This is a genomic window from Paenibacillus sp. FSL W8-0194 (assembly GCF_037969745.1).
Lineage (GTDB): Bacteria > Bacillota > Bacilli > Paenibacillales > Paenibacillaceae > Paenibacillus_AQ > Paenibacillus_AQ cookii.
This window is the reverse complement of the sequence record NZ_CP150205.1, coordinates 5,122,501-5,141,035: the sequence shown is the minus strand read 5'-3', so window position 1 is coordinate 5,141,035 and position 18,535 is coordinate 5,122,501. Positions and strand designations below refer to the sequence as shown.

General features: G+C 53.1%; 19 protein-coding genes and 2 rRNA genes (1 of these 21 cut by a window edge). 19 read left to right on the top strand and 2 right to left on the bottom strand.

Going from position 1 to position 18,535, the window contains the following annotated elements:
• Positions 1 to 26: 26 nt before the first annotated feature.
• Entirely contained in the window at positions 27 to 338 is a 312-nt protein-coding gene (locus MKY58_RS23740; protein WP_036712861.1) for a hypothetical protein, read from the bottom strand.
• Between the two features lie 154 nt (positions 339 to 492).
• Between MKY58_RS23740 and MKY58_RS23735 the strand changes: the two genes are divergently transcribed.
• The 16 genes from MKY58_RS23735 to MKY58_RS23660 all read left to right on the top strand — a co-directional run bounded on the left by MKY58_RS23735 (position 493) and on the right by MKY58_RS23660 (position 14,233).
• The gene (locus MKY58_RS23735) at positions 493 to 1,107 is read left to right on the top strand and encodes a DedA family protein (RefSeq protein WP_339322364.1); all 615 of its coding nucleotides are present in this window, start codon (positions 493 to 495) and stop codon (positions 1,105 to 1,107) included.
• Positions 1,108 to 1,674 (top strand): thioredoxin family protein, encoded by a 567-nt coding sequence (locus MKY58_RS23730; protein ID WP_339322363.1) that lies wholly within the window; start codon positions 1,108 to 1,110, stop codon positions 1,672 to 1,674.
• Positions 1,675 to 1,682: 8 nt separating this feature from the next.
• The gene (locus MKY58_RS23725; RefSeq protein ID WP_036712865.1) at positions 1,683 to 2,309 is read left to right on the top strand and encodes an MBL fold metallo-hydrolase; all 627 of its coding nucleotides are present in this window, start codon (positions 1,683 to 1,685) and stop codon (positions 2,307 to 2,309) included.
• A gap of 437 nt (positions 2,310 to 2,746) precedes the next feature.
• The gene (locus MKY58_RS23720) at positions 2,747 to 3,127 is read left to right on the top strand and encodes a hypothetical protein (protein ID WP_036712867.1); all 381 of its coding nucleotides are present in this window, start codon (positions 2,747 to 2,749) and stop codon (positions 3,125 to 3,127) included.
• Between the two features lie 268 nt (positions 3,128 to 3,395).
• The gene (locus MKY58_RS23715) at positions 3,396 to 3,992 is read left to right on the top strand and encodes a TetR/AcrR family transcriptional regulator (RefSeq protein ID WP_339322362.1); all 597 of its coding nucleotides are present in this window, start codon (positions 3,396 to 3,398) and stop codon (positions 3,990 to 3,992) included.
• A 7-nt stretch (positions 3,993 to 3,999) separates the two neighbouring features.
• Entirely contained in the window at positions 4,000 to 4,428 is a 429-nt protein-coding gene (locus MKY58_RS23710) for a multidrug efflux SMR transporter (protein ID WP_339322361.1), read from the top strand.
• Positions 4,429 to 4,432: 4 nt separating this feature from the next.
• On the top strand, positions 4,433 to 4,861 hold the full coding sequence (locus tag MKY58_RS23705; protein ID WP_339322360.1) for a DUF5360 family protein: 429 nt from the start codon (positions 4,433 to 4,435) through the stop codon (positions 4,859 to 4,861).
• 195 nt (positions 4,862 to 5,056) lie between these two features.
• Positions 5,057 to 5,344: an Asp-tRNA(Asn)/Glu-tRNA(Gln) amidotransferase subunit GatC gene (gatC, locus tag MKY58_RS23700; protein WP_036712868.1), complete on the top strand. Its 288-nt coding sequence runs from the start codon at positions 5,057 to 5,059 to the stop codon at positions 5,342 to 5,344.
• Positions 5,345 to 5,376: 32 nt separating this feature from the next.
• Positions 5,377 to 6,834, top strand: a complete 1,458-nt coding sequence (gene gatA, locus MKY58_RS23695; RefSeq protein ID WP_212951833.1) for an Asp-tRNA(Asn)/Glu-tRNA(Gln) amidotransferase subunit GatA — start codon at positions 5,377 to 5,379, stop codon at positions 6,832 to 6,834.
• Between the two features lie 30 nt (positions 6,835 to 6,864).
• Positions 6,865 to 8,304 carry an Asp-tRNA(Asn)/Glu-tRNA(Gln) amidotransferase subunit GatB gene (gatB, locus tag MKY58_RS23690; protein WP_339322359.1) on the top strand — a complete coding sequence of 480 codons (1,440 nt, stop codon included), beginning with the start codon at positions 6,865 to 6,867 and terminating at the stop codon, positions 8,302 to 8,304.
• A gap of 121 nt (positions 8,305 to 8,425) precedes the next feature.
• A complete protein-coding gene (locus MKY58_RS23685; RefSeq protein WP_339322358.1) occupies positions 8,426 to 8,896 on the top strand; it encodes a GNAT family N-acetyltransferase in 471 nt (156 codons plus the stop codon).
• 59 nt (positions 8,897 to 8,955) lie between these two features.
• Complete coding sequence (locus tag MKY58_RS23680) at positions 8,956 to 9,669, top strand: MgtC/SapB family protein (RefSeq protein WP_339322357.1); 714 nt, start codon at positions 8,956 to 8,958, stop codon at positions 9,667 to 9,669.
• A gap of 183 nt (positions 9,670 to 9,852) precedes the next feature.
• Positions 9,853 to 10,500: a hypothetical protein gene (locus MKY58_RS23675; protein WP_339322356.1), complete on the top strand. Its 648-nt coding sequence runs from the start codon at positions 9,853 to 9,855 to the stop codon at positions 10,498 to 10,500.
• A gap of 25 nt (positions 10,501 to 10,525) precedes the next feature.
• Complete coding sequence (locus MKY58_RS23670) at positions 10,526 to 11,794, top strand: DUF4097 family beta strand repeat-containing protein (protein WP_339322355.1); 1,269 nt, start codon at positions 10,526 to 10,528, stop codon at positions 11,792 to 11,794.
• Between the two features lie 175 nt (positions 11,795 to 11,969).
• Positions 11,970 to 12,395, top strand: a complete 426-nt coding sequence (locus tag MKY58_RS23665; protein ID WP_036712873.1) for a Fur family transcriptional regulator — start codon at positions 11,970 to 11,972, stop codon at positions 12,393 to 12,395.
• Between the two features lie 125 nt (positions 12,396 to 12,520).
• The gene (locus tag MKY58_RS23660; RefSeq protein ID WP_339322354.1) at positions 12,521 to 14,233 is read left to right on the top strand and encodes a glycosyl hydrolase family 18 protein; all 1,713 of its coding nucleotides are present in this window, start codon (positions 12,521 to 12,523) and stop codon (positions 14,231 to 14,233) included.
• A gap of 178 nt (positions 14,234 to 14,411) precedes the next feature.
• Here the strand turns inward: MKY58_RS23660 and MKY58_RS23655 are convergent, their stop codons facing one another.
• Entirely contained in the window at positions 14,412 to 14,816 is a 405-nt protein-coding gene (locus tag MKY58_RS23655) for a DUF2614 family zinc ribbon-containing protein (protein WP_212951820.1), read from the bottom strand.
• 122 nt (positions 14,817 to 14,938) lie between these two features.
• On the opposite strand from MKY58_RS23655, the gene MKY58_RS23650 reads away from it, so the two are divergent.
• The 3 genes from MKY58_RS23650 to MKY58_RS23640 form a co-directional block, all read left to right on the top strand.
• On the top strand, positions 14,939 to 15,817 hold the full coding sequence (locus MKY58_RS23650) for a nucleotidyltransferase-like protein (protein ID WP_339322353.1): 879 nt from the start codon (positions 14,939 to 14,941) through the stop codon (positions 15,815 to 15,817).
• Between the two features lie 467 nt (positions 15,818 to 16,284).
• Positions 16,285 to 17,838, top strand: a 16S ribosomal RNA gene (locus tag MKY58_RS23645).
• 403 nt (positions 17,839 to 18,241) lie between these two features.
• Positions 18,242 to 18,535 (top strand): 23S ribosomal RNA (locus MKY58_RS23640) (it continues 2,635 nt past the right edge of the window).
• The 16S and 23S rRNA genes sit together here, the layout of an rRNA operon.

The following is an 18,535-nucleotide window of genomic DNA, read 5'->3' as shown; positions in this document are numbered from 1 at the left end:
TTCTAGGACGACGTGTGCCATTTCCTTCAGCCGCCAAAAGCTTCGCGGAAAGCTTTTCCGAGATGCTCTTCGTCTACCTTCCATAGGGCGGCAAGCTCGGCGCGGACCGCTTCGTCCCACCAATCGCACAGCAGCTTCCGGTTGCTGCGGTTTTCGTGAATCCAGATCAGGTTGCCGATGACCTTGCGGTAATAAAGCGTTTCGCCTTCGCGGAGGGCGTCATCCGGGACGTACACCTTCAGCCGCTTGACCGTGCGGTACAGCTCCTTGCTGCAGGCTCTGCGGATGCCGCGGGCCGAAGGCAGCGGAGCGTCTTTTTTCTGGGAAATCGGCGGCATTTGACCTACCTCCTTTATTCCCCACCATATGCCGCGGACGGCTGGGAAGACACCTTCCCGCAGCAAATGGGCTCATGTAGAAGTCATGTCCGCTCCTATGCTAGAATAGATTTGGGATAGGGACTTAAAAGTACATATAGAAAGAGGGGCCAGGGTGCATTTTATATCGGATATCGTCAGTCAATTGTTTCATTGGATTCAAAGTCTGGGTTATTTCGGCATCATGCTGGGCTTAATGATTGAAGTCATTCCAAGCGAGATCGTGCTTGCTTACGGCGGCTTTTTGGTATCCTCGGGCCACATCAGCTTTATCGGAGCCGTGCTGTTCGGCATCGTCGGCGGCGTCATCGCGCAGCTGTTCGTGTACTGGATCGGACGTTACGGCGGCAGGCCCGTGCTCGAGAAATACGGGAAATATATTTTTATTCATAAAAAGCATATCGATGCTGCGGAGCAGTGGTTCAACAAATACGGAACGGGCGTCATTTTTACGGCGCGCTTCATTCCGGTGGTCCGTCATGCCATCTCCATCCCGGCGGGGATCTCCAAGATGAACGTATGGCGTTTCATTTTGCTGACGACGCTTGCGATCATTCCGTGGTCGGTGCTGTTCGTTTACCTCGGGTATATCCTCGGGGATCAGTGGGAGCATGTGGACGAGAAGGCGGGCCCGTACGTGACGCCGATCTTGCTCGTTGCGCTGGCGCTGCTGATCGTGTATTTTGTTATCAAAATGGTCAAATCCAAATCCAGAAAGGGGACGAAATAAATGGCAGTCCATTTGGCGGACAAGCTGAATACGGGGCTCTCCCCGCAGCAGTTTATCGACGGCATGCAGAAAAACCAGGAGGAATTCAAACGGGGGTACGACGCGTTTGCCTGGGACAACGACGGCGACCGCGAGTTTTTTGAAAACCTGAAATCGCGCGACGACCTTCGCGTCCTTATTTTGGCGGCGGACTGGTGCGGAGACGTGGTGCGCAACGTGCCTGTCGTGTTCCGTGCCCTTGAAACGGCCGGCATTCCGACCGAAGTGCTTATTCTCGAAGAAAACTTCGACGTGATGGACCAGTTTCTGACGATGGGCGGTCGGAGCGTTCCGGTCGTCATCTTTACGAATGCGGAAGGGCATGTCCTTGGCAAATGGGGGCCGCGCCCCGCGCACGTGCAGCAAATCATGGTTCGGTTCAAGCAGCAGAATCCGGACCGGGAAGCGCCGGATTACCAGGAAAAAATGGCCGAGTGCCGGAAAGAGCTCATTGCAGCTTACGGGGAAGGAACCGATCATCATGCGTCCGTCATCAAAGAACTGCGTGAACTGATTTCGGGGTTCTAAAGACGGATATGCTGAACATTCAAACCTTTTGCCTCGGCCCGCTGCAAACCAATGCCTATTTGCTGACCGGCGAAGATCCCGGGCGCGCGGTCATCATTGATCCGGGGATGAATCCCGGCGCCCTCATCAAAAAAATCGAGCCGCTTACGATCGAAGCGATTTTGCTGACCCACGCGCATTTCGACCACATGGGAGGCGTGGATGAAATCCGGAAATTAAAAAACTGTCCGGTATACCTGCATGATCTGGAGGCGGATTGGCTCGAAAATCCGAAGCTGAACGGATCGCTGAACTGGCCGCAGGTGTCGCCGCCGCTTTCGACCGGCCCTGCCGAGTATGGCTTGGACGAAGGGCAGAAGCTGGAGTTGATCGGCCACACTTTCACGGTGTACCATACGCCTGGGCATTCGCCGGGAAGCGTCAGCTTTTTGTGCGGGGACGACCTGTTTTCGGGGGACGTGCTTTTCAAGCTTGGCGTCGGAAGAACGGATCTGTACGGGGGACGCGAACGCGATCTGCTCGACTCCATCCAAAACAAGCTTTTTGCTTTTAAGGATGAAGTGAAGGTTTATCCTGGCCACGGTCCCAAAACGACGATCGGATATGAACGCGCCCACAATCCTTACGTGTCCTGAATGGATCCGAAAGGCGTTTTCTCGACAGAAATCGGGAAAAAATGGCTGGACAAACGGTAACGCCCCTGATACAATGATGTTAATTTAATGTTACCTTTACATTCGCGAAGCACGCAAGCTGTGGAATATATCCCGGTTTGCGTTCTTTTTTTGCATTCTATATAATCTATTCTATCGGAGGTTCATATTTTCATGCGCTTGTTCAAGAGGGGGACTTCCGGTAACCCGGGCTTAAGAAGCATGAAGCATGGCCGCGTTGTCTTTTTTGGGGTTGCGAAGCGTCCCGCCATGGTTATTTTCGGACGGATTCGCATTCACGGACCTGCTTTTTTCAAAATTAAGCCTTTTGCCTCGTTTTCCGACAGGCTTACGTGTAGACAGACCTACTTTTTTTTAGTAGACTATACAAACAATGATAGACATCTAGGAGGTAGACGATGCTGCAACTTGGGGAAAAGATTGTGATCGTCGCGGACGCCTTTGAGCAGAACCTTCCTATTGGGGAATACGGTTATCTGATCGCTTATGACCGGAATCCGGACAATGCGTTCGATTACGTCATCCGGGTACCTAAGATTAACCGGAACTTTTTCGTGCCATCGGGTGATGTGCAGCCGGAAGAGCTGCTCATTCAGCATGAAGTGGAGATGACCACGCGGGAAGCGCTGATCGATTACGCCCTTGCGACATATAACGAGAAGCTGTTCCATCAAATCATGAACGGCGAACTCGAACAGGAAGAAGAAGAGGAATCGGCGCCAGAGGTGCTTTCGCAGGCGGAATTCATCAAGCAAGTGAATTTGCGGGCCTGGATTTAGAAGAGTCGGCTACATGCCGGCTCTTTTTTGTGTATATGGGGGCGTAGAAGCCGCCGCCAAGCTGGCGGTCCGGCGGGCACCTGAACTATAGGTTGAAAATGTCCGGATAGCGGTTACGAATAACATATCGATAATGGAAATAACGTTTCGCTATTGAAATAACGTTGCCGGTCTTTGTTTTTTATTACTAAACGCGGTATACTTTTTTTGGTACTAAAAATAATAAAATAGTTTTATCGTTACCGAAAATGAATGTGGGAGGATGTTCATGAAAGAGAAATTGCAGCAGGCCGCGCTTACGCTGCTGAATCGCAAAGGCTTCAAATTTACGATGGGGGATCTCGCATCCGAGCTTGGCATCAGCAAACGAACCATTTATGAGCATTTCGCATCCAAGGAAGAGCTGATCGGCGCGATCGTGGACGAAGCGATCCACGAAGTGCTGCAAACCCAGCGCGACATCTACGGGCGTCCGGATTGGAGCGCCGTGCGGAAATTAAAAGCCATATTGTCGATCATACCCAGCGGACTGCGGCTTGCGGATGCGCGGGTGCTTGAAGAGATGCGCCGCCACGCCCCGCAGGAATGGGTCAAGGTCGATCGCTTGTTGGAGGAGGAATGGGGCACCGTGGAAACGCTGCTTGAGGAAGGCATCGCGTCAGGGGAACTGCGTCCCGTGGACATTCCGTCGGTCGTTCAGTGCATGCGCGGAGCGTCATTTGCCGTTTTTGACCCGGATTTCCTCGTGAACGCAAAGGTGTCCCTCGTCGGCGCCGTTGATGCGATGGTCGATATGCTGTTATTCGGCATTGTTTCGCAAGGGGACGGAAAAAGCGATATAGCTCAATTTTCGGAAGGGATGTGATCAAGGCATGTCATGGGTTTATTTGATTTTTGCGATTGCGCTGGAGGTCGGGGGAACCGTCTCGATGAAGATGTCCAACGGTTTTACCAAAATCGTGCCGTCCATACTGATGATCGTGCTGTACATATTAGCCTTTTCCAGCTTGAACCTGGCCCTAAAGCAGGTGCCTGTCAGCGTCGCCTATGCCATATGGTCCGGAGTCGGCACCGCAGCGATTGCCGTTATCGGGTACATGTATTTTCAAGAATCGATGACGCTGGTCAAAGCCGTTTCGATTGCCTTAATCATCCTGGGCGTCATCGGGTTGAATTTGGGAGATCGAGCCCATGGGGCCCGCTCGTCGGGAGAGCCTGCGGACATTTCGGAGAAAAAAATCCAAACGGAGCTTGCGGCGGGCATTTCCGGGCTGGCGGACGAACGGGGAAAGGGGATCTGATCCATTGAACGTTTTCCATCAAAAAGAGCCCTCCATGCGCATTTTGAAATGGTTTTTTCTGTTGACGGATATTTCGTTCATTCTATATTTCGGCGCGACGGCACTGGGCCTCATCCCTCCCGAATGGGCATATTCCGATTACAGGAACCCGATTTTGATCGCTTGGAACTGGTCGTTTTTTCCGCTTGACATGCTGGTATCGGCAACCGGATTGACGGCGCTGTATTTGTACCGCAAGCCGTCGCCGGCCTGGAAATCGGCGGCCTTGATTTCGCTCGTATTGACGTTTTGCTCCGGGATGATGGCCATTTCCTATTGGGCGATCCGCTGCGAATTCGATCCCGCATGGTGGATTCCGAATCTGTTCCTTATGATATACCCCATGTTTTTTATCCCTAAGTATTGGAAAAGCACGTTTGCTATACGGGTTTGAAGAGCTTGGCAGAGAGCCTGCAAAGGCTGCGCGGACCGGAGCGGAGGCCTGCCGGGGAATCCGGCGGGAGCGCCCGGTTTTTCCGGCAGGGCCAAGCTCCGCATTGAATTGTCGCAGGTTCTACAATATAATTAGAAACGTTATCCCGAGGCTTTAATCCTTTAATATAAGAAGGAATAAGGAGGAATCCGATTTATGAGCATCACCAATCAGGACGTTCAGCACGTGGCCAAGCTTGCCCGCCTCAATTTGAGCGCGGACGAAGAGCAAAAGTTCACGGAACAGCTGAACGCTATTTTACAATATGCCGAAAAATTGAACGAGCTGGATACGGACGGCGTCGAACCGACGACCCACGTGCTGCCTGTCAGCAACGTGATGCGCGAGGACGTGAAACGCGAAAGCCTGCCGATCGAAAAGGTCATGCTGAACGCGCCGGAAGAGGAAGACGGACAGTTCAAAGTTCCGGCCGTGCTTGAATAGAACGTTTCATTACGAAAGGAGGAAGAGGCAACTTGAGCCTGTTAAATCAAAATTTGAAGGATATACATAGCAAGCTTCACAACAAGGAGCTTTCTGTGCTGGAACTGGTGGAAGAGACGTTCCGTGCCATTTCCGAACGCGATGAACGGATCGGAGCGTATTTGACCCTAAACGAAGAGGGCGCGAAAAATACGGCCCGCCGCCTCGACGACAAATTGGCGTCCGGAGAGGAACGCGGACTTCTGTTCGGCCTGCCGGCCGGCATCAAGGACAACATCGTGACGGAAGGCATCCGCACCACCTGCGCAAGCCAATTCCTGTCGAACTTCAATCCGGTGTACGACGCGACGGTCGTGCGCAAGCTGAAGGACGCCGATGCGGTTACGATCGGGAAATTGAACATGGACGAGTTCGCGATGGGCGGCTCCAACGAAAACTCGAGTTTCCATCCGGTGCGCAACCCGTGGGACCTCGAGCGCGTTCCGGGCGGTTCCAGCGGCGGCTCCGCGGCATCGGTCGCGGCGGGCGAGGCGTATTTTACGCTTGGTTCGGATACGGGCGGCTCGATCCGCCAGCCGGCGTCCTATTGCGGCGTCGTCGGCCTGAAGCCGACATACGGGCTCGTGTCCCGTTTCGGCCTGGTCGCTTTTGCTTCTTCGCTCGATCAGATCGGCCCGGTCACGAAAAACGTCGAAGATGCGGCCTACGTCCTGCAGGCGATTGCCGGCTACGACAACATGGATTCGACTTCGGCCAACGTCGACATTCCGGATTACTTGAGCGCCCTGACGGGGGACGTGAAAGGTTTGCGCGTTGCCGTTCCGAAGGAATATATGGGCGAAGGCATCGACGCCGGCGTGAAGGAACGCGTCGAAGCCGCCTTGAAAGTGCTTGAAGGCATGGGCGCGGTCATCGAGGAGGTTTCCCTTCCGCATACCGAATATGCGGTCGCCGCTTATTATTTGCTTGCATCTTCCGAAGCTTCTTCCAACCTGGCCCGCTTCGACGGCGTTCGTTACGGCGTCCGTGCCGGACAATCCGGTAACCTGCTGGATTTGTACCTCGAATCCCGCAGCCAAGGTTTCGGTCCCGAAGTCAAACGCCGGATCATGCTGGGCACCTATGCGCTGAGCTCCGGTTATTACGATGCGTTTTACCTGAAGGCGCAAAAGGCGCGCACGCTGATCAAACGCGATTTCGATCAGGTGTTCGAACAATATGACGTCATCATCGGGCCGACGGCTCCGACGCCGGCGTTTAAGCTCGGCGCTCAGGTGGGCGATCCGCTGACGATGTATTTGAACGATATTTTGACCATTCCGGTGAGCCTTGCCGGCGTGCCGGCGATCAGCGTTCCTTGCGGTTTCTCCGAAGGGCTGCCGGTCGGCCTGCAAATCATCGGCAAACCGTTTGACGAAAGCACGGTGCTGCGCGTGGCGGGAGCCTTCGAGCAAAACACCGAACATCATAAACAGCGGCCTAACCTGTAGAAATCGGCTCAAAAGGAGGGAATCTAAACCATGTCATCTTCGAAATACGAAACCGTCATCGGCCTTGAGGTCCACGTGGAGCTGAAGACCGAATCCAAAATCTTTTGCGGCTGTTCGACTGAATTCGGCGCACCGCCCAACACGCACACATGCCCGATCTGCCTGGGCCATCCCGGCGTGCTGCCGGTGCTCAACAAGCAGGCCGTGGAATACGCGATGAAAGCGGCGATGGCGCTCAACTGCGAAATTGCCGATGTCAGCAAATTCGACCGGAAAAACTATTTTTACCCGGATTCGCCGAAGGCCTACCAAATTTCCCAATACGATCAGCCGATCGGGCAAAACGGCTGGATCGACATCGAAGTGAACGGACAAACGAAGCGGATCGGCATCACCCGCCTTCATTTGGAGGAAGACGCGGGCAAGCTGACACATATCGACGGAGGGTATGCATCGCTGGTGGACTTTAACCGTGTCGGCACGCCGCTTGTGGAAATTGTGTCGGAACCGGAAATTTCTTCGCCGGAAGAAGCACGCGCTTATTTGGAAAAACTGCGCGCCATCATGCAGTACTGCGAAGTGTCCGACGTCAAAATGGAAGAGGGCTCGATGCGCTGCGACGCCAACATCAGTATCCGCCCCCATGGGCAGAAGGAATTCGGCACCCGTGCCGAGCTGAAAAACATGAACTCCTTCCGCGGCGTGCAAAGAGGGCTGGAGTACGAGGAATACCGCCAGGCCGAAATTTTGGACGAAGGCGGAACCGTCGTGCAGGAAACCCGCCGCTGGGACGAAGCGCAGGGCAAAACCTTCACGATGCGCGGCAAGGAAGAAGCGCATGATTACCGTTATTTCCCGGACCCTGATCTGGTGAAGGTATACATCGACGAAGAATGGAAAAACCGCATCCGCGCGTCGATTCCGGAGCTTCCGGACGCCCGCAAAGCGCGCTACACCTCCGAATACGGTCTGCCTAGCTACGATGCCGAGGTCATCACCTCCTCGAAGCCGATCGCGGATCTGTTCGAAGACAGCTTGAAATATACGAAAGATGCCAAATCGGTTTCCAACTGGATTATGGGCGAATTGCTCGGCTATCTCAACAGCAACAACCTGGAATTCTCCGAGGTGAAAATCACGGGCCAAGGGTTGGGCGAGATGATCGGCTTAATCGAAAAAGGGACGATCAGCACGAAAATCGCCAAAACTGTCTTCAAGGAAATGCTCGAAAGCGGCAAGCTTCCGCAGCAAATCGTCGAGGAAAAAGGGCTCGTACAGATCAGCGACGAAGGCGCGATCAAGTCCATCGTCGAGCAGGTCGTGGCCGCGAACCCGCAATCCGTCGAGGATTACAAGGCGGGCAAGCAAAAAGCGATCGGCTTCCTCGTCGGCCAGGTCATGAAGGAGAGCCGCGGCAAAGCCAATCCGGCGATCGTCAACAAGTTGCTGGAAGAAGTGCTTAATCAGTAAGAGGAACGGGTCTTGGGGCTTGTCCGCCGGACAGGCCCTTTTTTATTAGGTGGATGTTTTTGCCTGATAAGTTGGTCTTTTTTTGACTTGCGGCGTATAGCCTGAAAAAAGGGGGATTCCCGTGATAACGAAGCTTTCCTTGCAGGATGCCGACATGCTGGACCAAATTTGGAGGCTGCAGCATATTGCCTACCGGCTGGAGGCCGAAAAAATCGGCTTCTACGACATTCCTCCGCTGCTCGACACGCATGAAACGCTGCGTACCTGCGGCGAAACGTTTTACGGTTGCTTGGACGAGGACGGGGAGCTGCTCGGGGCGGTGGCGACGAAACAGGAAACCCCGGGGTCGCTGACCTTGATGCGGATGATGGTTCATCCCGCTCATTTCCGCAAAGGCATCGCGGGCAGCCTGATCCGGCATGTTTTTGACCTTCATCCGGACGTTCCGCTGTTTATCGTCTCCACCGGCGCCAAAAATGAACCCGCGGTGGCGTTATACCTCAAATACGGCTTTATTCCTTTCGAGACGTTCGAGGTAGCCCCGGGCGTGGAACTGACGACCTTTCACAAGCGGGCAGACGTATCGGTTTAATTCAAGGCCTTATGGCCGCGGATTTGCATTATTAGAGTGAGATAGGGAGAGATAGGCTCTTGGCGGATCCATGGTATATAGATAACGTTCATATATTGCTGCGGTTGCTTCTGTCTATGCTGTTAGGCGGGCTTGTCGGCTTGGAGAGGGAACGCTCCAACCATGCGGCTGGCCTCCGGACCCACATCCTCGTATGTATGGGTTCGACGCTGATCATAATGTTGTCCATTTATGGTTTTTCCGAATTCGTGCATGAGGTCAACATCCGGATCGACCCCGCGAGATTGGCTTCGGCCGTCATTACGGGGATCGGGTTTTTGGGCGCCGGGACCATTTTGTTTACCGGCAAATCGATTACGGGCCTAACCACAGCCGCGTCGGTATGGGTGATCGCCGCCGTCGGGCTCGCCGTGGGCGCAGGTTTTTATTTTGCCTCTATTGCGGCTACGCTACTCATTTTGCTGACGTTGGTGGTTTTCAACAAATTGGAGCAGCGTTACATCCGCAGCAGCAAACTTCATTTGATATCGGTGTGCGCGATTTCGGCGCCGGGGCTGCTCGAAGCGATATCCGGCCTGCTGGAGGAAGAGGAAATCACCGTCAAAAAAGCGGTCGTCAACGAGCGGAGCACCGTGCCGTACGGCGAGCTTCAGCCGCCTTCGACCACGGTCGAAATCGCTTTGAACGTGCTCAGCAAAAGGGTATTCGATCCTTTGGAGCTCGCTTCCCGCATTCGCAGGCTTGAAGGGGTATCCATGGTTTCCATCGATTGAACTGCACCGAAAAACTCCCTTAACCAGGGAGTTTTTTTGGTTTTTCAGGGACTTCATCCAATTATTTACCTGTTATTGTCCCGGTTATATAGGGTAGTATCATCTATATAGTATAGAGGGTGGGCTTTTTTTGGCCTGAACCGGCGTGTCAGCGATGAATTTTACGGTGAAAGGAGCGGGAGGATGCACAGCGTCGAACATTCCGGCGGATCGAAGGAAGAAACGGCAAAAAGAAACCGCATGCGCGGCGAAAAGAAGGCTGCAGTCCGGACCCGCCGCCTGTTTTCCCGAAAACGCAAGTTTACGGCAGGATTCCTCGCGGCCGTTTGTCCGGGGCTCGGCCATATTTACCTTGGATTGTACCGCAAAGGCATCGCCTTTATTTTTACGCTCCTGTTGGACGCTTCGGCGTTGTTATATTTTTCGTCCATCGGCATGCAGATCAACGTCCCGCTGCTCATTTTGCTGGCGCTCGTGATCCCGGTGACTTATTTTTACAATGTGTACGACGTCCTGCAATCGGCCGATTACGTCATCTATTACAGGGTGGGGACGCATGGGCAGGAAGAACGCCAGGTTTCGCCTTACCGGAATCCGTTCGCCGTGGAGCGAAGCTCGCTTTTCGGCATCATGCTCGTCGCGGGCGGCGCGCTGATGTTTCTTTTTTATCAAAAGCCGCGGTGGCTCCGGTATTATATGGAGGATTACGGCAAAATCACGGTGGCGGCGGTGCTGATCATCGCTGGCTTGTGGGCAGGAGGCCGGGAAATTTGGCTTTTGCGGAAACAACGCGGCTCAAAAAGCCGGGAGAGGGAAAAGGGCGACGTTTAGGCGCCAGCGAACGGGGGAAGAAAACATGAACCGGATACGGCGAATGCGCGTGGGAAGATTCACGGCCGTCCTGCTGCTGATCGCAACCGGCGTGCTGCTTCTTGGCGATGCGCTCCAAGGCACCGAGCGTTTGCTGCTGCTTTTGAAATGGTGGCCGCTCACGCTGGTGCTGTGGGGGCTGGAATATATCGCATTGCTGCTGATATCGCGCCGTTCCCAAGGAACGGGCCGGCGGTTTCAGCTGGACCTGCGCGGGGTGCTGATCGCCGTCGTGCTGTCAGCCTCGGTGTTTATCGTGACGGAACAAAAACACTATTTGCACCTCTGGAACAAGGTGAGCCTGAATCTGGCCGCGGCCGGCGTGGATTACAGCGAACAGGAGGGGAGCAGCGTCGGAAAAGACCTGCTTGCCGTCCCCGTGACGTTAACGACGCAAAACATCAAGGTGGAAAACATCAACGGCGATATCGTCGTGCAGCGCGGACCGGTGACGGACATCGGGGTGCAGGCGGAGATTTGGGTCGACCAGATTACGGGACCGGAGGCAGAAGCCATCGCTAGGGAATCGGCGCTTGAGGTCGGCGGCGGCAACACCATTACCATCCAGACCAAAGGGAAAGGCTATGGCCAGTCCGGAAAAAGACAGCCGCGGATGAATCTGACGATTACGCTGCCGCAGGACCGGCGTTTTGATCTGTCGCTCCGGACGATGAACGGCAGCATCCTTGTGCAGCACGTGGACGCGATCAAGCAAATATCGATGGAGACGGCAAACGGAGATCTCCGGTTAAACCGCGTCACCGGGAACGTCAAGGGAAGCACGCTGAACGGAAAAGGCATCGCGTATCACGTCATGGGTTCCGTCGACTTGAGCACGAATCAGGGCAGCATGCAGGCGGTGGACGTTTCCGATGCCGTAACGCTTTCGACCCAGGTAGGCAATTTGTCCGTCCGAAAATCGCTGGGCCCGATCGACGTTCAGACGAAAAACGGGAACATCGACGTGGACGAAGTCCGCTCCGATCTGAAGGCGGAGTCGCTTAACGGTGGCATTAAGGCCCGTTCCAGCGTCGTTGAAGGCGACTGGGACATTTACAGCGCGGTAGGGGAACTTACCGTCACCCTGCCCGAATCGGGAAGCTACGAAATCGACGGGAGCATCAGTTATGGCGATATCTACAATCAGTTTCCGGCGTTTACGGTGGATAAAAAGAACATTACGGGCACAATAGGTCTGGGGGAACATCAGGTTCGTATCGAAGGCAACAGCGATTTGAACGTGAATAAATATTGAGCCGGAGCATACATTTATTCCAAGTTCTTTCAGGGCGGGCCCTTTCGTTGACAAAGTTGAAACGATGAACGTACAATAATGTTATAGGGCATATTTTAGAATGTTGGGTGAACAACCTTTTTCATTGCATTCGAGAATATCAGAATTTTGTTTAATCTTAAGGCGGTGGGTAAGAATGTCAACGCGAGTCGAGCATGCATTGGAACAATTGAAAACGAATGGTGTTCGGATTACGCCCCAGCGTCATGCGATATTGGCTTACCTCATGGAGTCCATGAGCCATCCAACGGCGGATGAAATTTATCGTGCCCTGGAGCCTAAATTTCCGAGCATGAGCGTAGCTACCGTTTATAATAATTTGAAGATGCTGATCGAAGCCGGTATGGTTCATGAGCTGACTTATGGAGATAATTCAAGCCGTTTTGATGCGAACGTTTCGGATCACTTTCACGTGATTTGCCAGAAATGCGGGAAAATCGAAGACTTCAGCTACCCGTCCCTCGAGGACGTGGAGCAGACTGCTGAGAAAAGCACAGGCTTCCAGATTCAAGGGTTGCGCATGGAGCTGTACGGTATTTGCAGCAGCTGCAAAAATAAGTAAAGCATCCGTTTCAAGCTTTCTGCTTTCGACAAAACGTGCGGATTCCTGCCATGGGTCCTCACGTTTTTTTAGCTTTCAAGCCTTTTTGGCATAACGATACTTATACGATGATGGAGGATCAGCCTTTGAGTAGAAGTAGACGCAAACGCCGTCCCACGGCTAAGAGGCGGCTTGCCGTTTTTCTCGGACTGTGCCTGATTGCGGCAGGAGCCTATTTGACGGTGACGGAGGTTCTCCCGAATCCGCTGCATGAAAAGCCGGACTGGAGAGGGATGGACAAGCCCATATTCGTTGAAGGCAAGCTGCTCGATCAGCCTGCCGAAGGTGCCGGGGAGCAGCTGAAGCTGCCGCTTTCGGTGCTGCAGGAGAGCATAGACCCTAACATTCGTTACGAAAAAGGAACGCAGTCGCTGATTTTGACGACCCCGGCCAAGGTGATGCATTTGCAGGCAGGGGAGAAGGAAGCGCGGCTGAATAACAAGCAGGTCCAGCTCCGGTTCGCGCCGGAGGAAGAGAATGGCCTGTTGTATGCGCCGATCCATCCGCTGAAAGAGCTGTACGGAATTACCGTTCACGAGGATCCGAATACGGGCGCCGTGCTGCTGATGAGAGCCGGGGATACGGTGCAAATGGGCAAAATCGCCGGCGATGCCGGTTCCAAAACGGCGCTTCGCAAGGGGCCGTCCAAACATGAGCCGATCCTGGCGGACATGGCAGGGGGAACGACTCTGCGGGTTTGGGGGAGCGAGGAATCGTGGTATTTCGTGCAGATGGATAACGGGTATGCCGGTTACGTGCCGAAATCCAAGGTGACGCTCGGCGAAAAGAAAACGGTGGAAGCCGTTCAGGAGCAGCCTACGCAAGCCGAACGCAACTGGGCGGGCAAAAAGGTCAATCTGGCCTGGGAGGCCGTTTATCAGAAAAAGCCGGACCCGGCCGTCATCGATCAGATGACCGGCGTCAACGTCGTCAGCCCGACGTGGTTCAGCATCATCGACGGGGAAGGGAACGTCCGCAGCAACGCGGACATTGCCTACGTACAAAAAGCCCATGCCCGCGGGATGGAAGTGTGGGGGCTTCTGAGCAACAGCTTCGATCCCGAGATCACTGCGAGCGCGATGGCAACCTATGAAACAAGGTTGAACGCTATCAGTCAAATCCTCGAGTTTGCCAAGACGTATCATTTGGACGGGATCAATTTGGACTTCGAAAACGTCAAAACCGAAGACGGGGAAAACGTATCCCAGTTCGTCCGCGAGCTGAAACCTTTGGCTCGTGCGGAGGGATTGATTTTATCGGTGGACGTCACCCCGAAATCGGGAAGCGAAATGTGGTCCCGCTTTTTGGACAGGCGTTCGCTGGGGGAATCCGCAGATTTTATCATTTTGATGGCCTATGACGAACATTGGGCTTCAAGCCCGAAAGCGGGTTCGGTGTCGTCCTTGCCGTGGACCGAATCGGCCGTACGCAAAATCCTTGAGGAGGATGAGGTGCCGCCCGAAAAATTGGTTTTGGCCGTGCCGCTGTATACCCGGATTTGGTCGGAAGAAGCCAAAGACGGCAAAACCAAAGTCTCGTCGAAGGCGGTAGGCATGAAAACCGTAAAGGAAATCCTTGCGGAAAAGAAGCTGAAACCCAAATACCTTGAGGACGTGCAGCAGAACTATGTCGAATATACGGAAGACGGCGTTTTGAAAAAGATATGGATTGAAGATAAAACGTCGCTCGGCGCAAGAGTGAAGCTGGCCAAGGAACTGAAGCTTGCCGGAGTCGCCGCGTGGACCCGAAGCTTCGGCACCGAAGAAGCATGGAATACGTTGAAGGATATTTCATCCTAATGCGAATCGCACTCATATTTGTTATAGATATCGACTGATGGTTTAACGCAGGCATCTTATGAATGATTACTTTTTTTAAAATACGAAATGGCGTAGTCCGAACGTAAAAAAACCGGTCATCCATGAAGGATGGCCGGTTTTTTGTTTGCCGCTCATAAATTTTGCCCAAAGACGGCGTCTAGTGGTGATGGACGGCCGATGAGGGGCCGGCTTGCGTTTCCTGGCGCTTTTGCATTTCTTCCAGCTCGTCGTCCGTAATGTCTGCCAGATTGATGTCGGTCGTCATGATGGTTCGGCAGAACATGCAGCGGTCCGTTTTTCCGAGCATTTTCGTCGGTTTGTGACATTCCGGGCATTCGATCGTCTTTACGCTCGTGGAGAGCATCCCGGCCCAAAAATAAATCCCCAGGCTGCCCATCATGGCGATCAGGCCGATGACGAGACCAATCGCCGCCACGATTTTTCCGGCTTGCCCCCAGAAGACGATCCCTGCCGTGCCCAGCACCATCAGCATCATGCCGATGATCGTCAGCAGCAGTCCCCAGGTACGGAAAGCAACGATTTTTGCGGTTTTGAAGATCATGGATCATTGGCTCCTATCATCATTTTAGTTGTATGCAAAAAAGAAGGAACTGACGTGGATCATGTAGAAGTATATTATAACTGAATTGGCTGGTTTTCGCCAAGGAATGCATGGAGGGAGACATGGATTTGTCCAATTTGTCTTTTTTTTATGGAGAGTCTTTTGATGCCGATGCCATCGGTACTATCATATATCGTCAGGAAGCGCAAAAATTCGACGGGTCTTTGCTTCATGACTTCGACTATATCGTCCTCGTCGTCCATGAAGGACAGGAGGCGGAATTGGCCGTAGAGCATACGCTTGTAGGGGAACTGCCGTGCCAGACGCTGCATGTTTCGTCCGAGTCCCTTCAGCGCTGGCTTATTGCGGGCGAAAAAGGGGACTTGATCCGCTGCTTTATGGAAGGGGAGCTGGTGAGGGACGTGGACGGGAAACTGGCCCGGCTCCGCAGGGAATATACGGAGTTTGAACAGCCGCTGCGGGATCGCAAAATGCTGTATGAATTCTCCCGCTTCCTAAGCATATACGTTGAAGCCAAGCGGTATTTGCAAGCCGGATATGAGGTCGACGCCTATCAATCCGTGTTGGATTCGTTAAGGCATTGGGCAAGGATCGAACTGATCGAACGCGGGGTGCTGCCTGATCGGGCCGTTTGGGAGCAAGTGAAGGAACTGAATACGGCGATCCACAAGCTGTACGAGGAATTGACCCAGAGCAAGGAAACGATCCGGCAGCGCGTGGAGCTGGTGCTGCTTGCCTGCGAGTTTTCCGTCATGTCGAAAATGGCGGAGTGCACCGTGCTTCTGCTGCAGATTTTGAAAAGCCGGTGCAAGCCCTGGAGCATCGAGGAACTGATTCATCACCCGGATTTGGACATCGTCAAAAACGAACTGCCGCTTGTCATGCGCAAGCTGGTCAACCGTTCGCTGGCAAAGGAATCGGTCGTGTGGTCCGACGCCTCGGGATACAGCAGCCCGGCAATCCGCTATTCCGCGGAATAGCGTCATCTGTATTGCGCAAGGTTCGAGGGGGTAAATGCTCCCTCTTTATTTATGCATGGAGCGTTCCGTTTTGGGGGGACTTATAAAGGGAACTTAGCTGCTTAGCTTTTTTTTATATTTAGAGGTTGACTCCTCAATGTTTTATGTGTTAAATTATAACTCGCCCCATGAAACCTCGGGTTTACAACAAACGAGGATTCGACAAGCTCAAAAACGAGCTGAAAAAAAGATCGAAAAAAGTGCTTGACGAAATGATGGGCAACATGATATATTATAAAAGTCGCCGCTGAGATGCGGTGGTGAACGAAAACGAAATGTTTGATCTTTGAAAACTGAACAACGAGTGAGATACAGGCTTTGCTTGCAAAGCCGATCGCGAAGCAAATCGGTCCAAGCCTATGGCTGGATGGTTTGCGGAGCACAAATGAGAATTAAATTCTCGTCAGATTCAAAATGAGTCACAAACTTTCTTGGAGAGTTTGATCCTGGCTCAGGACGAACGCTGGCGGCGTGCCTAATACATGCAAGTCGAGCGGACTTGATGAGGAGCTTGCTCCTCTGATGGTTAGCGGCGGACGGGTGAGTAACACGTAGGCAACCTGCCCGTAAGACCGGGATAACTACCGGAAACGGTAGCTAATACCGGATAATTTATCGCTTCGCATGGAGCGATAATGAAAGACGGAGCAATCTGTCACTTACGGATGGGCCTGCGGCGCATTAGCTAGTTGGTGAGGTAACGGCTCACCAAGGCGACGATGCGTAGCCGACCTGAGAGGGTGAACGGCCACACTGGGACTGAGACACGGCCCAGACTCCTACGGGAGGCAGCAGTAGGGAATCTTCCGCAATGGGCGAAAGCCTGACGGAGCAACGCCGCGTGAGTGATGAAGGTTTTCGGATCGTAAAGCTCTGTTGCCAGGGAAGAACGTCGGGTAGAGTAACTGCTATCCGAGTGACGGTACCTGAGAAGAAAGCCCCGGCTAACTACGTGCCAGCAGCCGCGGTAATACGTAGGGGGCAAGCGTTGTCCGGAATTATTGGGCGTAAAGCGCGCGCAGGCGGTCACTTAAGTCTGGTGTTTAAGGCTAGGGCTCAACTCTAGTTCGCACTGGAAACTGGGTGACTTGAGTGCAGAAGAGGAAAGTGGAATTCCACGTGTAGCGGTGAAATGCGTAGAGATGTGGAGGAACACCAGTGGCGAAGGCGACTTTCTGGGCTGTAACTGACGCTGAGGCGCGAAAGCGTGGGGAGCAAACAGGATTAGATACCCTGGTAGTCCACGCCGTAAACGATGAATGCTAGGTGTTAGGGGTTTCGATACCCTTGGTGCCGAAGTTAACACATTAAGCATTCCGCCTGGGGAGTACGGTCGCAAGACTGAAACTCAAAGGAATTGACGGGGACCCGCACAAGCAGTGGAGTATGTGGTTTAATTCGAAGCAACGCGAAGAACCTTACCAGGTCTTGACATCCCTCTGAATCCTCTAGAGATAGAGGCGGCCTTCGGGACAGAGGAGACAGGTGGTGCATGGTTGTCGTCAGCTCGTGTCGTGAGATGTTGGGTTAAGTCCCGCAACGAGCGCAACCCTTGATTTTAGTTGCCAGCACTTTAAGGTGGGCACTCTAGAATGACTGCCGGTGACAAACCGGAGGAAGGCGGGGATGACGTCAAATCATCATGCCCCTTATGACCTGGGCTACACACGTACTACAATGGCCAGTACAACGGGAAGCGAAGTCGCGAGATGGAGCCAATCCTATCAAAGCTGGTCTCAGTTCGGATTGCAGGCTGCAACCCGCCTGCATGAAGTCGGAATTGCTAGTAATCGCGGATCAGCATGCCGCGGTGAATACGTTCCCGGGTCTTGTACACACCGCCCGTCACACCACGAGAGTTTACAACACCCGAAGTCGGTGGGGTAACCGCAAGGAGCCAGCCGCCGAAGGTGGGGTAGATGATTGGGGTGAAGTCGTAACAAGGTAGCCGTATCGGAAGGTGCGGCTGGATCACCTCCTTTCTATGGAGAATCGTTTCCTGCAACGGAAACATTCAAATATGCCGTAAGGCAAAACAATCTCACTCGTTGGTCAGTTTTGAGAGTTCAAACTCTCACATACGATTTCCAGAACTTGCTTGGTGACAAGAAGTGCTGAGGATGGTATGATATAAGTCTGGTTGAAAAAACCGGGTTTTGAATCAAATTTTCATTCACACATCCGTGATGAACCGAAAAATTGATTATTGATCCTTGAAAACTAGATAACGAAACGAATTTGCGTTTTAGAAATATCCTTTTAGCTGAACTTGTGTCAAAACAAGTTAGTAAAAGAGTAGCAGACGAGTGTTTGAATCGAAGAGCGACTTTGGCTTTGTGCGAAGCACAAAACAACGGAGCGAGGCGAGGAAAACAGGAGTCGAATGGTTAAGCTACTAAGAGCACACGGAGGATGCCTAGGCGCTAGGAGCCGATGAAGGACGTGGCGAACAACGATACTGCCTCGGGGAGCTGTAAGCAAGCTTTGATCCGGGGATGTCCGAATGGGGAAACCCGGCTGATGTAATAGTCAGTCACTCATAACTGAATACATAGGTTATGAAGAGGCATACCAGGGGAACTGAAACATCTAAGTACCCTGAGGAAGAGAAAACAATAGTGATTCCGTCAGTAGCGGCGAGCGAACGCGGATTAGCCTAAACCGGTCAGCTTGCTGGCC

Excerpts from the sequence above, each read along its gene's own strand:
- MKY58_RS23740 (WP_036712861.1), bottom strand. The coding sequence starts at position 338 with ATGCCGCCGATTTCCCAGAAAAAAGACGCTCCGCTGCCTTCGGCCCGC.
- MKY58_RS23730 (WP_339322363.1), top strand. The coding sequence starts at position 1,108 with ATGGCAGTCCATTTGGCGGACAAGCTGAATACGGGGCTCTCCCCGCAG.
- MKY58_RS23725 (WP_036712865.1), top strand. The coding sequence starts at position 1,683 with ATGCTGAACATTCAAACCTTTTGCCTCGGCCCGCTGCAAACCAATGCC.
- MKY58_RS23720 (WP_036712867.1), top strand. The coding sequence starts at position 2,747 with ATGCTGCAACTTGGGGAAAAGATTGTGATCGTCGCGGACGCCTTTGAG.
- MKY58_RS23715 (WP_339322362.1), top strand. The coding sequence starts at position 3,396 with ATGAAAGAGAAATTGCAGCAGGCCGCGCTTACGCTGCTGAATCGCAAA.
- MKY58_RS23710 (WP_339322361.1), top strand. The coding sequence starts at position 4,000 with ATGTCATGGGTTTATTTGATTTTTGCGATTGCGCTGGAGGTCGGGGGA.
- gatC (WP_036712868.1), top strand. The coding sequence starts at position 5,057 with ATGAGCATCACCAATCAGGACGTTCAGCACGTGGCCAAGCTTGCCCGC.
- gatB (WP_339322359.1), top strand. The coding sequence starts at position 6,865 with ATGTCATCTTCGAAATACGAAACCGTCATCGGCCTTGAGGTCCACGTG.
- MKY58_RS23675 (WP_339322356.1), top strand. The coding sequence starts at position 9,853 with ATGCACAGCGTCGAACATTCCGGCGGATCGAAGGAAGAAACGGCAAAA.
- MKY58_RS23670 (WP_339322355.1), top strand. The coding sequence starts at position 10,526 with ATGAACCGGATACGGCGAATGCGCGTGGGAAGATTCACGGCCGTCCTG.
- MKY58_RS23665 (WP_036712873.1), top strand. The coding sequence starts at position 11,970 with ATGTCAACGCGAGTCGAGCATGCATTGGAACAATTGAAAACGAATGGT.
- MKY58_RS23655 (WP_212951820.1), bottom strand. The coding sequence starts at position 14,816 with ATGATCTTCAAAACCGCAAAAATCGTTGCTTTCCGTACCTGGGGACTG.
- MKY58_RS23650 (WP_339322353.1), top strand. The coding sequence starts at position 14,939 with ATGGATTTGTCCAATTTGTCTTTTTTTTATGGAGAGTCTTTTGATGCC.